11 protein-coding genes are annotated in these 13,084 nt (G+C 65.8%); 4 read left to right on the top strand and 7 right to left on the bottom strand.

The features are described from left to right. Positions 1 to 2: 2 nt before the first annotated feature. Positions 3 to 1,499, bottom strand: a complete 1,497-nt coding sequence (locus tag H7J93_RS19040) for a potassium/proton antiporter (protein ID WP_267307866.1) — start codon at positions 1,497 to 1,499, stop codon at positions 3 to 5. Positions 1,500 to 1,682: 183 nt separating this feature from the next. Between H7J93_RS19040 and H7J93_RS19035 the strand changes: the two genes are divergently transcribed. Beyond that, positions 1,683 to 2,360, top strand: a complete 678-nt coding sequence (locus H7J93_RS19035; protein ID WP_267307981.1) for a potassium channel family protein — start codon at positions 1,683 to 1,685, stop codon at positions 2,358 to 2,360. A gap of 30 nt (positions 2,361 to 2,390) precedes the next feature. After that, complete coding sequence (locus H7J93_RS19030) at positions 2,391 to 2,963, top strand: TIGR03086 family metal-binding protein (RefSeq protein ID WP_267307865.1); 573 nt, start codon at positions 2,391 to 2,393, stop codon at positions 2,961 to 2,963. A gap of 12 nt (positions 2,964 to 2,975) precedes the next feature. On the opposite strand, the gene H7J93_RS19025 is transcribed toward H7J93_RS19030, so the two are convergent. Together H7J93_RS19025 and H7J93_RS19020 are read right to left on the bottom strand one after the other, a co-directional pair. Further along, a complete protein-coding gene (locus H7J93_RS19025) occupies positions 2,976 to 4,622 on the bottom strand; it encodes a SulP family inorganic anion transporter (protein WP_267307864.1) in 1,647 nt (548 codons plus the stop codon). Then, the gene (locus H7J93_RS19020; RefSeq protein ID WP_267307863.1) at positions 4,619 to 4,996 is read right to left on the bottom strand and encodes an ArsR/SmtB family transcription factor; all 378 of its coding nucleotides are present in this window, start codon (positions 4,994 to 4,996) and stop codon (positions 4,619 to 4,621) included. Before H7J93_RS19020 ends, H7J93_RS19025 begins: the two co-directional genes overlap by 4 nt. A gap of 132 nt (positions 4,997 to 5,128) precedes the next feature. On the opposite strand from H7J93_RS19020, the gene H7J93_RS19015 reads away from it, so the two are divergent. Next, positions 5,129 to 6,133, top strand: a complete 1,005-nt coding sequence (locus H7J93_RS19015) for a PHP domain-containing protein (RefSeq protein ID WP_267307862.1) — start codon at positions 5,129 to 5,131, stop codon at positions 6,131 to 6,133. Here H7J93_RS19015 and dinB read toward each other — a convergent pair. Both dinB and H7J93_RS19005 read right to left on the bottom strand, forming a co-directional pair. Beyond that, positions 6,130 to 7,338 (bottom strand): DNA polymerase IV, encoded by a 1,209-nt coding sequence (gene dinB, locus H7J93_RS19010; protein WP_267307861.1) that lies wholly within the window; start codon positions 7,336 to 7,338, stop codon positions 6,130 to 6,132. The genes H7J93_RS19015 and dinB overlap by 4 nt on opposite strands. A gap of 20 nt (positions 7,339 to 7,358) precedes the next feature. Then, complete coding sequence (locus tag H7J93_RS19005) at positions 7,359 to 8,006, bottom strand: TetR/AcrR family transcriptional regulator (protein ID WP_267307860.1); 648 nt, start codon at positions 8,004 to 8,006, stop codon at positions 7,359 to 7,361. A gap of 79 nt (positions 8,007 to 8,085) precedes the next feature. Between H7J93_RS19005 and H7J93_RS19000 the strand changes: the two genes are divergently transcribed. Beyond that, on the top strand, positions 8,086 to 9,561 hold the full coding sequence (locus H7J93_RS19000; RefSeq protein ID WP_267307859.1) for a flavin-containing monooxygenase: 1,476 nt from the start codon (positions 8,086 to 8,088) through the stop codon (positions 9,559 to 9,561). A gap of 51 nt (positions 9,562 to 9,612) precedes the next feature. Here the strand turns inward: H7J93_RS19000 and rraA are convergent, their stop codons facing one another. Both rraA and H7J93_RS18990 read right to left on the bottom strand, forming a co-directional pair. Beyond that, positions 9,613 to 10,092 (bottom strand): ribonuclease E activity regulator RraA, encoded by a 480-nt coding sequence (gene rraA, locus H7J93_RS18995; RefSeq protein WP_267307858.1) that lies wholly within the window; start codon positions 10,090 to 10,092, stop codon positions 9,613 to 9,615. Between the two features lie 9 nt (positions 10,093 to 10,101). Beyond that, the gene (locus tag H7J93_RS18990) at positions 10,102 to 12,888 is read right to left on the bottom strand and encodes an ATP-binding protein (protein WP_267307857.1); all 2,787 of its coding nucleotides are present in this window, start codon (positions 12,886 to 12,888) and stop codon (positions 10,102 to 10,104) included. Positions 12,889 to 13,084 lie beyond the last annotated feature (196 nt).

The raw sequence follows: 13,084 nt of genomic DNA, 5'->3' as shown, positions 1-13,084 counted from the left end.
CGTCAGTCCGGCTCCCCGTATTCGTCGAACCAGTGCGCGAGCCGGCCGCGACGGCTCACCGCACGTAGGCGACGTTCGGCGGCTGCCCTGGTTTTGGTCGTGGTGACGATCAACAGTTCGTCACCAATCGCGATGCGGGTGTCGGGCTGCGGGACGAAGGTATGGCCGTCGCGGATGATCAGCGTGATCACGCTGGGATCGGGTAGGCGCAGCTCGAGCACGGTGACGTTGTGCAGCCGCGACGGCTCCTGCACGGTCATCGTCAGCAGCTCGGCCTCCAACACGTCCAGCGGCGCCGACTCCACCTGGATCTCCCGCGTCGCGTCCTTGGGGATCAACCCCAGCCGGTGGGCGAGTGGGCGCAGGGTTGGGCCCTGCACCAGCGTGTAGACCACGACGAGGATGAACACGATGTTGAGCAGCCGGACACTGTCCTGTACACCGCCGACGATCGGGAACGTCGCCAACACGATCGGGACCGCACCGCGCAGCCCGGCCCAGGACACGAACACCTGCTCGCGCCACGGCACTTTGAATCCGAGGAGGGCGACCACCACGGACAGCGGCCTTGAGATCAGGAGCAGCACGAGCCCGATCACGATGCCAGGCACCAGCTCGCCGCCCAGATCGCTGGGATCGACGAGGAGGCCGAGGATGACGAACAGGCCGATCTGGGCCAGCCAGCCGAGTCCTTCCGCGAACGAACGGGTGGCCGACCGGTGCGGAAGCCCGGAGTTGGCGAGCACGACGGACGCGAGATACGCGGCGAGGAAGCCGCTGGCGTGGGCGCTGCCGCCCGCCGCGAAGGCGACCATCCCAAGTCCGAAGGTCGCAAGGGGATAGAGGCCAGAAGCCGGAAGTGCGATGCGGCGCAACGCAAGTGAACCCAGGAATCCGCACGCCAAACCGATTGCGGCGCCTGCGATCAGCTCGTAGGCCAACTCGGCGAGCGCGTGCCCGACCGACAGCTCCAGCGGCACGATGCTGAACATCAGCACGAGGATGACCGCTGGGGCGTCGTTGAAGCCCGACTCGGCCTCGAGTAGGCCTGCGACCCGGCGCGGCAACGGCACGACGCGCAGCACCGAGAAGACGGCGGCGGCGTCGGTCACCGACAGGACGGCGCCGAGCAGCAGTGCCAGTTGCCAGTCCATGCCGAGCAGCAGGTGTGCGCCGGCGGCGGTGACCGCCATGCACACCCCGACGCCGACGGTGGCCAGCGACGCGGCCGGGGCCAGCACCCTGCGGATGTCGTTGAAGCGGGTCGTCAGACCGCCTTCGACGAGGATGACCGCCAACGCCACCGTGCCCAGATGATCAGCGAGTAGGTAGTTGTCGAACTGCAGGCCCAACCCGTCCTCGCCGACGATGACGCCGACGCCGAGGAACAGCAACAGACTGGGCAGCCCCACCCTGGCGCCCAGCCGGGTGACGGCGATGCTGGCCAGCAACACCAGCCCGCCGGCCAGCAGCACCAGGTAGAGCTGCTGCAAAGTCATTGCATCCTCGTCGGGGATCGGGTGGGCCGTGTGACGTGCAGTAAACACCTACCACGACCGCAGGGCACGGTGCTGACGACCGGTAGCGAGCGGCGCACGGTCGCGGGGTGCCACTATGAACGCGTGTTCCGACTGTTGCGGCGACGCACCGAGGAGCCGGGGCATGTCGACGAGCGGCGGAAGATGCGCGTCGGCATCGCCGGCGCCGGTGCGATCGGCAGGTCAGTTGCCCAGGAACTGCTGGGCTACGGCCACAAGGTGCTGTTGATCGAGCACAGCGTGCGCCACTTCGAACCGCACACCGTGCCCGGAGCGGACTGGTTGCTGGCCGACGCGTGCGAGCTGACGTCGCTCGAGGAGTCGGGGCTGCAGACCTGTGATGTGGTGATCGCCGCGACCGGCGATGACAAAGCGAACCTGACCGCGTCGCTGTTGGCCAAGACGGAGTTCGGCGTGGACCGTGTAGTGGCGCGCGTGAATGACATGCGCAACGCCTGGCTGTTCACAGAGGCGTGGGGAGTCGACGTCGCCGTCTCGGCGCCCGCCGCGCTGGTTGCGGCCATCGAGGGCGCGATCGACATCGGCCACGTCGTGCGGTTGATGGAACTGCGTCAGGGGCAGGTGAGCCTAGCGAAACTGACGCTGCCCGAAGGCGATCCGCTGGTCGGTCGGCGCATGCGGGAGCTGCCGTTGCCGAAGAACACCGCACTGGCGGTCGTGATCAGGGAGAGCGGGATCGTGTTCCCGGCGCCGGACGACGCGCTCGAGGCGGGCGACGAGATGTTGTTCTTCGTCGGTGGTTCGAAGAGCCAAGTGGCCGCGCTGGTCGAGGGCGCAACCGAACTCCTCGGCGACCGATGACTTCCGGCCCCCGCGCCGGTCAGTATGTGCATGATCGATATGACTTCAGCCTGCCGACGTACAGCCCAGGTGGTGGCGAACGTGACCGACGACCAGCTCACCGCGCCCACTCCGTGCGAAAAGCTGCCCGTCGATGACCTGGTCGCGCATGTCGGCGGTCTTGCGCTGGCGTTCACCGCCGCGGCACGCAAGGACTTCGGTCCACTGACCGACACACCACCGACCTTCGACGGCACCCTCGACGACGGCTGGCGCACGTCCTACCCCCAGCGCCTGGCGGAGCTGGCGACGGCGTTCAGCGATCCGGCGGCATGGCAGGGCATGAGCCGGGCCGGGGGCGTCGACTTCCCCGGCGAGGTGGCGGGCATGGTCGCGCTCACCGAGGTGGTGGTGCACGGCTGGGATCTGGCGCGGGCCACCGGTCAGCCCTACGACATCGACGCGGCCACCGCCGAGGCGGTGCTACCGCACGTCGAGCAGATCGCTGCTGAAGAGCCCGTGGAGGGTCTGTTCGGGCGGGCGGTGCCGGTCGCGGACGACGCCCCGGTGCTGGACCGGATCGTGGCGATGACTGGTCGACACCCTGCGTGGCCAGTGCCCTGAGCGCGGTTCTGGTCAGTGCGGCTGACGGGCCACGTGCGTACGGGCATGGCTGATCGCATCATCCAACGAATCGAGCAGGTGGTTTTCGTGGCGAAGCGTCTCGAAGACACCGACGTTGGTCAACAGGTCCATGTGCTCGTCCCGCACACCCTTGATGATCACCGTGATACCGCGAGCTTCCAACTCGGTGCAGATCTGCGCGAGCGTGTGGGCGCCGGTGGCATCGAGCATGCCGAGCTGAGACATCCGAATGACCACCACGGATGTGTGGGGATGGTCGGCGTCGACGATGGCATTTGAGATGCGTTCGGCCACACCGAAAAACATCGCTCCATCAAGTCGAAGGAGCGCGATCTGTTCGTCGCCGGGCTGATGGGGGGCCGGCAGGTCTTCGCGAACCACGCTGCTGCGCCGAGCCACGGCGCGCAACGCGAAGAACGCTGCGACGACGATGCCGATCTCGACGGCCTCGATCAGGTCGAAACACACCGTGATGACCGCTGTGATCACGAACGTCAGCGCGTCTGACCGGGTGGAGCGAAGGATCTTGCGGATGGTGCCCGCCGAGATCATTCGGAACGACGTCACCATCAGCACACCGGCCAAGGCGGACAACGGGATTGCCGACACGGGCCCGGTCGCCAGATAGACGACACCTAGCAGCACCAGCGAATGCACCATGGCCGACACGCGCGTACGGGCGCCGGAGCGGATGTTGACCGCGGTGCGCGCGATGGCGCCGGTCGCGGGCATGCCGCCGAACGTGGCCGATGCGATCGATGCGAGGCCCTGGCCGACCAACTCGCGGTCGGGGTCGTAGGGGCCCGTCGGCGCCATGGTGGCGGCGACCCGCGCGGATAACAGCGATTCGATCGCCGCCAACGCAGCGATCGCCAGCGCGGCGCCGAGTAGCGTGCGCATGGCCCCTAGATCGGCGTGTGGCAGGACGGGTGTGGGTAGATGCGATGGCAGTTCGCCGATGGTGGCCACCGAAATCCCCAACACCACGACGGCAACGGTGGCGACGATCACGGCGGTGAGCGATTCCGGGATACCGCGGTGGAGGCGGGGCAGGAGCACCATCAGCACGGCGATAAGCGCCACCACACCAAGGGTTTTCGCGGCGGAAGGCAATTCGGCGTGGGTGACGGCCGTCCACGCGGCGGGCAGTGTCCGGGTGCCGGCATGTGTCCCCTGCCCCATCGCGGCGGGTACCTGTTGAAGGAAGATGATCGCCGCGATGCCGAGCGTGAATCCCTCGATGACGGGCCAGGGGATGAAGGTGACTGCGCGGCCCAGACCGGTGACACCGGCGACGAGCACGAGCAGCCCGGCGATCACCGTCACCAGCGCGACGCTGGCCAGCCCATATTGCGCGACGACCGGCGCCAGTACGACGGCCATCGCGCCCGTCGGCCCGGATACCTGGACGTGCGAGCCACCGAAGACTGCGGCCACCAGCCCGGCCACGACGGCGGTGATCAGGCCCGCGGCCGCGCCGACCCCGGAGCTGATGCCGAAGGCCAGTGCCAGCGGGAGTGCGACCACGCCGACGGTCACCCCGGCGAGAATGTCGCGCCGCCACGACGACCGTAGTTCGGCGTAGTCGGAACGGTGCGGCAGCAGGCGAGCGAGATTGCTCGCGGCGGTGGCGATCACTTGTCACGCCCGAGCGGCGGGAGCGACTTGAGCGCTTCCCATTGATCACGTTGTGCACCAAGGACATCGGCGAGAAACGTTCTGGCGATGACCAACAGCTCCGAGATTTTCGGGTGGGCTAGCTCGTAGTACACCGCGTTGCCGACGCGCTCCGCCTGGACCACCCGATGACGCTTGAGAACTGCCAGATGCTGCGACAAGAGCGTCGGTTCCAGGCCGGTTTCGGCGAGGATGTCACCGACCGGCGTAGCGCCGTCGTTGGCCGACAGGATCTCGAGGACACGAATGCGCGCCGGGTGAGCAAGTGCCTTGAAGAGGTTGGCCTTGATCTCATAGAGGGGTTGCTCAGGGCTACCCGGGACACGCTGCGGCATACGACGACCTGATGAATTAATGGATTGAATAAAATCGCAATCCACGGTAGCGGGTCCAACCTCGGGCCTGCAAATCAAACCTGCAAATCGGGACCTGCGTGATGCAGTGCCTGACCGGGCACACTAGAACGTATGGACCCGGTCACCGCCCTGCGCCAGATCGCCTACTACAAGGACCGGGCGCGCGAGGATCCCCGTCGCGTGATGGCCTACCGCAACGCCGCCGACGTCGTCGAGGCGCTGTCGGATGCCGAGCGCGAGCGCCATGGCGCGGCGAACAGTTGGCAGTCGTTGTCCGGGATCGGGCCGAAAACCGCGAAGGTCATCGCGCAGGCGTGGGCGGGCCGCGAACCCGATGTCCTCGTCGAATTACGTTCGACCGCAGCTGATCTCGGCGGTGGCGATATCCGCAGTGCGCTGCGCGGCGACCTGCACGTGCACTCCAACTGGTCCGACGGTTCGGCGCCGATCGAGGAGATGATGCTGGCGGCCCGGGATTTGGGCCACGAGTACTGCGCGCTGACCGACCACTCGCCGCGGCTACGGATCGCCAACGGGCTCTCGCCAGACCGACTACGTCAACAGCTCGACGTGATCGACGAGATTCGCGAGGTCGTCGCCCCGATGCGCATCCTCACCGGCATCGAGGTCGACATCCTCGAGGACGGTTCGCTTGATCAGGAGGATGACCTGCTGGAGCGGCTCGACGTCGTGGTGGCCAGCGTGCATTCCAAGTTGGCCATGGACGAGGCGTCGATGACCCGTCGCATGCTCAAGGCCGTCGCCAACCCGCATACCGACGTGCTCGGCCACTGCACGGGGCGGCTGGTCACCGGCGGACGGGGTATGCGGCCGGAGTCGAAATTCGATGCGGAGAAGGTGTTTACGGCCTGCCTCGAGAACGGCACCGCGGTCGAGATCAACTCGCGGCCGGAACGCCGCGACCCGCCGACCCGCCTGCTGAACCTCGCGCTCGAGATCGGTTGCGTGTTCTCGATCGACACCGACTCGCATGCCCCCGGACAACTCGAGTTCCTCGGTTACGGCGCCCAGCGTGCGCTCGATGCCGGCGTGCCCGCCGACAGGATCGTGAACACCTGGCCGGCCGACAAGCTGCTGGACTGGGCGGCCTCCTAGTCGGGGAGGTGCGGCATTTCCAGGCCCGAATCGCGGCCTAGGAGCACACCACGCGTGACCGCGGCGTTGCCGTACCGCTTGCGCACCTGATCGACGGCGGCATCCAGCGCAACCCTGTCGGCCTCCGCCTCGAAGGGCAGCTCCAACTGCTGCGTGCCCTGACGGTCGATGTTGGACACCGCGAAGCCGACGAGCGTCAGGCCGCGCTCGGCGATCAGCGGGGCAACACCGGCCACGAGCGCCCGGGCGGTATCGAGGATCATGTCGGTCGAGGCCGTCGCCCGTGCCATGGTGTGCGATCTTGTGACACGGCTGAAGTCGTCGAATCGCAGGCGCAGCACCACCGTTCGACCGGTGCGGCCCGCGCTGCGCATGCGACGGGTGATCCGGTCGACGAGGTTGATCACCACCGCGTCGATCTCCGCGGCGGACATGGTGTTGCCGCGTCTGCCGAGCGCCCGCTGCGCGCCGACCGAACGACGGCGCACACCGGTCACCACCCGGCGTCGGTCGATGTTGCGAGACAGTGCAAACAACCGGTAGCCCATCGCCCCACCCACGAGCGAGGCCAATGTGGACTCCGACAACTCGGCGACGTCGGCCACCGTCTCGATGCCGTGCGCATGCAGTTTCTCCGCGGTCTTGACGCCGACACCCCACAGTCGCCGCACCGGCAGCGGATGCAGGAAGGCCAGTTCACGGTCGGGCGGCACCAGCAGCAGGCCGTCGGGCTTGGCCTCCTGGCTGGCCACCTTGGCCAAAAACTTGGTGCGGGCGATGCCGACAGTGATGGGTAGACCAACCCGGTCACGGACGGCCGAGCGCAATTCGGTGGCGATCTCGACAGGTGTGCCGGAGACCCGACTCAGCCCGGAGACGTCGAGGAAGGCCTCGTCCACGCTCAGCGGCTCGACGATGGGCGAGGTGTCGTCGAAGACTTCGAACACTGCGCGGCTGGCCTCCGAATACGCCGACATCCGCGGTGGCACGACGATGGCATGCGGGCACAGGGCGCGGGCTTGGCGGCCGCCCATTGCGGTGCGCACTCCGTAGGCCTTGGCCTCATAGCTGGCGGCGAGCACGACGCCGCCGCCGACGATCACCGGCCGGCCGCGTAGCGCGGGATCGTCGCGCTGCTCGACCGACGCGTAGAACGAGTCGAGATCGGCGTGCAGGATGCTCGCATCGGAGCGTGACACGAACATATGTTCGCATCACGGTGTGACTAGTGGCGAGTCGTTCCGTAGATGCTCGTCACCCAGATATGCGCCAGCGTGTTCACGATCTGGTCGTAGGCGATCGAGTCCTTCTCGGCCGCGTACGCCGCGAACATCGTGCGCTCGTTCATCAGGTTGAGCGCGATCGCGAGGTCCCTGGCGGGGACGGTCTCGGGTGCGGCACCGCGGTCGCGTTCGGCCTGGATCGAGTCGGTGACGTAGTCGATCCATTTCTGCATGAATTGCGACCACATCGACTGAATCTCAGGTTTGGTCGGCCTGGCGGCCCATCCTGCGAGCATGACCGAGCGATGTGCGCCGAAGGTTTCGAACAGTGCGTTGATGGCGCGCCAGGAGCCTGTGGGGTCGACCCCGGCGTCCATCGGGCCGAGCGCTTCGTCGGCGCGTTCGTCGGCTTCGGCGATGATGCGGCTCATCAGCGTCAGGAGCACCGCGTCCTTCGACGGGAAGTAGAAGTAGAACGTCGGCCGTGACAGTCCTGCGCCCTTGGCCAGGTCGTCGACCGATATCTCCGCCAGCGGTCGATCTTCGAGCAGGCGCTCCAGGGTCGCGAGTATCGCCTGCTCACGGTCGTCCCCCGAGGGCCGGGCGGAGCGTCGACCGTGGCTCGCGCGGGACTGGCTGGCGGTGGTCACGCCTGCCGACTTTACACCCCGTCGAGTTTCTCAACACACTGTTGACTCTCTCGACACGCTGTTGGTACGCTCCGGGACCATGAGCGAACACCTTGATGTCGTCATCGTCGGCGCCGGGATTTCGGGCATCAGCGCCGCCTGGCACCTGCAGGACCGCTGCCCGAACAAGAGCTACGCGATCCTGGAGCGCCGGGAGAACCTCGGCGGCACCTGGGACCTGTTCAAGTACCCGGGTATCCGCTCGGACTCCGACATGTTCACCCTCGGCTTCCGGTTCAAGCCGTGGACGTCGGAGAAGGCCATCGCCGACGGGCCGTCGATCATGGCATACCTCAAGGAGACCGTCGCCGAGTTCGGCATCGACAAGCACATCCGCTACAACCAACGGGTCGTCGCCGCGAACTGGTCCGACGACGAGAACCGCTGGACCGTGCGCGTCGACCGCGGCGGCGAGGAAGTCGAGATCACGGCGTCGTTCCTGTTCGCCGCCAGCGGCTACTACAACTACGACGAGGGCTACTCACCGGAGTTCGCTGGGGCCGACGACTTCGAGGGAACGATCATCCATCCCCAGCACTGGCCGGAGGATCTGGACTACACCGGCAAGAAGATCGTCGTGATCGGCAGTGGCGCCACTGCAGTGACACTCATTCCCGCCCTTGCGAATTCGGGTGCCGGGCACGTGACGATGCTGCAGCGTTCACCGACCTACATCGGCGCGCTTCCCGATGTCGACCCCTTCACAGTGCGGACGAACAAGGCGCTGCCGGAGAAGCCGGCCTATGTCCTCAACCGGTGGAAGAGCATCGTGATGCAGTTCCTTCAGTACCGGATCTCCCGGCAGTTCCCGAAGTTCATGCGCAAGACCCTGATGACCATGGCGCAGCGCCGCCTGCCCGAGGGTTATGACGTCGAAAAGCACTTCGGCCCGAGATACAACCCCTGGGACGAGCGGTTGTGCCTCGCCCCCAACGGCGACCTCTTCAAGACCATCCGCCAAGGCAAGGCCGACGTGGTCACCGACACCATCGAACGGTTCACCAAGACCGGCATCAAGCTGACGTCCGGTGAGGAGCTGGCGGCCGACATCATCGTCACTGCAACGGGTTTGAACCTCCAGCTGTTCGGTGGTGCAGAGATCTCCCGCAACGGGGAGCCGATCAAGCTGAACGACACCATGGCCTACAAGGGCATGATGCTGACGCATATGCCGAACATGGCGTTCACCATCGGCTACACCAATGCGTCGTGGACGCTGAAGGCCGACCTGGTCTCCGAGTTCTTCTGCCGCGTGATCAATTACATGGACGCCAAGGGCTTTGACACGGTCGAGCCGCAGCATCCGGGTAACAAGGTCGACGAGCGTCCGCTGATGGACTTCACTCCCGGTTATGTGTTGCGCGCTTTGGACTACCTGCCCAAGGCCGGACACGTCGCGCCGTGGCGGCTCAAGCAGAACTACCTGCTGGACCTGCGCCTGATCCGGCGCGGCAAGGTCGACGACGAGGCGTTGCACTTCAGCAAGCACCGCGCGAAGGCCACGGCCTCGGCCTAGCGGTTTGTGTGCGTTCGAGAGCGGTCAGCGCTCCTAGACGCACACAAATCACTATGGGGCGACCACGACGATGCCGTCGTCGTCGCTGTAGGCGATGTGGCCCGGGACGAACACCACACCGCCGAACTCGACGGCCGCATCGCGCACGCCCGCGCCGGTTTTCGTGCTCTTGCGTGGATTGGTGCCAAGTGCCTTGATGCCGATGTCGAGCGTGCGAAGCGTCGAGGAGTCCCGCACGGCGCCGTTGATGATGAGCCCGGCCCATCCGTTGTCGACGCCGAGACCCGCGATCACGTCGCCGACGAGCGCCGCGTGCACCGAGCCGTCGCCGTCGATGACCAAGACCCCGCCGTGACCCGGCTCGGACAGCACGGATTTCAGCAGCGCGTTGTCCTCGAAACACTGCACCGTCGTGATGGGCCCGGCGAACTGCGATCGTCCGCCGAACTGGCGCAGTTGCAGATCACAGCTGCGGACGTCGGGTCCGATCTCGTCGACGAGGTCAGCGGTGGGGCGGGGTTCGACGGTCACCGGTCGATGCTAGGCGAATGTCTTCTGCTCAGCGGTAGCCAGGGCGAAGGAGATCGCTTCATCAGTAGTCATCGCCGCGCCTGCCCTTCGGAGTTCCTGCCGTTTGGCATCCCCGAGTGCTGCCGCCACCAGATCACCGGCTTCCCGAAGCGCTCGGAGGATGAAGTTGACATCGGAGGAGCCGGATACATGTCGCGTCGGCACTGCACTGTCATCGAGGCTTGCACTGTGGAAGGCGGCATAAGCAGCGCCGCGGATCAGGCCTGCTGCCTCGGGCCGGCGATCTGACAGAGCACGCGCGCACAATGCCAGTGTGGGTGCGGATTGCATAGGGGAATCGACCCAGCGCCACAGACGCAACGACTGGACGGCGAGCTTCAGTGTGAGTTCCCAATCACGAAGTCGACCGGCGACCAGAGACGCGGTCATCACCGCCGTCGACATCTCTTCACCGGGTGTGACGCTCTGCTGGAGACTCACTTCGAGCACGGCTCTGGCTCGCTCGGGGTCGCTGTCTACCAGTGCCAGTGCTAGGGCGTTGAGGCTCACCGAGATCGCAGTAGGCATATCGGAGCGACGAGCCAACACCACCGATTCTTCCGCGTTCGCGATCGCCTCGTCGGTTGGGCCGCCACCGAGTAGGGAGCTGTTCACGCTGTATGCCAGAAACATCGCGCCGAGGCCCGGAGAGCCATCGGCCACAGCGAGGTTCGCGGCCCGAGCATAGGCCGTGACAGCGTCGTCGTAGGTTCCGACCCACAGGGCGTTGGCCGCTTGTAACGCTGAGACTCCTACCTCGGCTCTAGGCCCGGACAATGGTGTCGTGAGGCGCCGCTCGGCGTCCAGGGCTTGCTGGCACAGGTCGTCGGCGCGAACACGATCCCCTCGGTGAAACGCTTGATGTGCCGCAACCATGAGAACGCGGCAGTACCCCGGTTCAACTGCGGCGCCATCCATCTCGAGGACTCGTGACGCGTCGAGTGTGAACAGCTCGCCCACATGGCTGACGTCTTGGCTCTGGCCGTTGGGGTGGTCGGCGGCCAGCCGTACCGCCAACTTTGCGTCGCCGTTGTCGATCACGGTCGACAAGGCCGCCTTGATGTTGTCCCGTTCCAGATTGAGGCGCCTGGCCCACTCGAGTTGTGCTGTGCCGTAGAAGTTTTGAGCAGCTTGTGCGCATAGGTCGATATAGAAGCGGGCATGTGCCGTCTGCAGCCGACTGGTATCACCCGCGTCGGCGAGCCGTTCCTCGCCGTATTGCCGAATGGTTTCGAGCAGGCGATAACGCGTGCCGAACCCGCTGTCTTCGGCGAGCACCAACGACCGTGCAACTAGGCCGGTGGTGAGGTCCAGCACGGCATCACGGTGGACTGGATCGCCACTGCAGACCTGTTCGATCGCATCGAGTGTGCAGCCACCGGAAAATACGGACAACCGGCTCAGCACTCGCTGCTCGGCCTCGCTCAACAGCTCATATGACCAGTCGATGGCGGCGCGCAGCGTCGCATGGCGTTCGACCGCGCCGCGGCGACCACCGGCCAGCAATTGAAATCTGCGGTCGAGTCGGCGCGCGAGCTCCGAGGGGCTCAAGGCAATCACCCGGGCTGCGGCGAGCTCAATCGCGAGCGGGACGCCGTCGAGGCGGCGACAAATCTCTACCACCGCCTGCGCATTCGTACCCGAGACTTCGAAGTCGGCTTTGACCTGCCTGGCCCGTTCGACGAACAGGCTCACTGCCTCGCTGTGCATCAGCTGATTGACATCATCACCGGGTTGTCCGACGGCAAGCGGTGGTAGCGCGATCAATTGTTCGCCCTCGATGGCCATGCCCTCGCGGCTAGTGGCGAGTACCACGACTCCCGGGCATGCCCGCTCGATTCGGCTCACCAGTGCGGCCACTCCACCCAGGACGTGCTCGCAGTTGTCGAGGACGAGCAGCAGTTGCCGTTGCGCAAGTAGGTCGACCAGATTGTCCTCGATGGCAGGGCCGCCGCGGTTGGTGAGGTGGAACGCCTCGACCACCGCTTCAGCGACACCGGCAGGATCTCGGACCGTCGCGAGCTCAACAAGCCAAGCCCCGTCCCGGTAGAGGGGCAGCTGGTCGGCGGCGACCTGGATTGCGAGTCGGGTCTTGCCGACGCCGCCGGCTCCGGTGATCGTCACTACGCGCGATTCCGCCAACGCGCGGACAACCCGTGCCAGTTCGGTGCGGCGACCGATGAAGGAGCTGGCTTGGCCCGGCAGATTGCCGGGGAATGTGTCCAGCGTGCGTAGGGGCGGAAACTCTTCTCGACGGTGCTCCGGGCTCAATTGGAAGATTCGGATGGGTTGTCCCAAGTCGCGAAGCCGATGCTCGCCGAGATCGACCAACCGCGCTTCGTCAGGCACTTGATCACGGATCAGTGATTCCGTGGCGCCGGAGATCACGACTTGCCCGCCATGCGCCGCCGACATCAATCGGGCGCAGCGGTTTATCGGCAGGCTCGCGTAGCTGCTGTCGTCGACTATGACTGCCTCCGCGGTATGCAGCCCAATCCGCGCTTTCAGTGGTGTCGCAGTGCGCCAATCTTCTTCTGCGAGAGCTTGTTTGAATATCAGAGCCGAAGCGACCGCGTCTCCCGCTGTGGGAAACGCGGCAGCCATGCCGTCACCCATGCGCGAGAAGACGTGACCGCCCTGCGCCGAGATCGTCTTCTCCAACAGTTCGTCATGACGAACCATCGCGGCTTTCATCGCGTCGGGATTCTGCTCCCAGAGCCGCGTGGAACCTTCGAGGTCGGTGAGGAGAAAGGTCACCGTGCCCGAAGGTAGTTGCCCCGCCATGCCCCAAACCCCCGATGAACTCGGGATATAGGAGGCTAAGCGTAGCTAGCTGTAGCTCTTTGACAGGTTGTGAACGGCGTGGTGAGCGCGAATAGGTGAGGACCTCCGGTATCGGTGTGGTTACCACACGCACATCGATTACCGAGAGGTCCTCATGGTCCACGCTAAT

It is taken from the genome of Mycobacterium barrassiae (assembly GCF_025822765.1).
In the GTDB taxonomy this organism is placed as follows: domain Bacteria; phylum Actinomycetota; class Actinomycetes; order Mycobacteriales; family Mycobacteriaceae; genus Mycobacterium; species Mycobacterium barrassiae.
Note: the sequence above shows the minus strand (reverse complement) of the source record. Positions and strands in the feature narration are given on the sequence as shown.

Coding starts and splice junctions, on each gene's coding strand:
- H7J93_RS19040 (WP_267307866.1), bottom strand. CDS start 1,499: ATGACTTTGCAGCAGCTCTACCTGGTGCTGCTGGCCGGCGGGCTGGTG.
- dinB (WP_267307861.1), bottom strand. CDS start 7,338: ATGTTCGTGTCACGCTCCGATGCGAGCATCCTGCACGCCGATCTCGAC.
- H7J93_RS19030 (WP_267307865.1), top strand. CDS start 2,391: ATGATCGATATGACTTCAGCCTGCCGACGTACAGCCCAGGTGGTGGCG.
- H7J93_RS19000 (WP_267307859.1), top strand. CDS start 8,086: ATGAGCGAACACCTTGATGTCGTCATCGTCGGCGCCGGGATTTCGGGC.
- H7J93_RS19015 (WP_267307862.1), top strand. CDS start 5,129: ATGGACCCGGTCACCGCCCTGCGCCAGATCGCCTACTACAAGGACCGG.
- H7J93_RS19035 (WP_267307981.1), top strand. CDS start 1,683: ATGCGCGTCGGCATCGCCGGCGCCGGTGCGATCGGCAGGTCAGTTGCC.
- H7J93_RS19020 (WP_267307863.1), bottom strand. CDS start 4,996: ATGCCGCAGCGTGTCCCGGGTAGCCCTGAGCAACCCCTCTATGAGATC.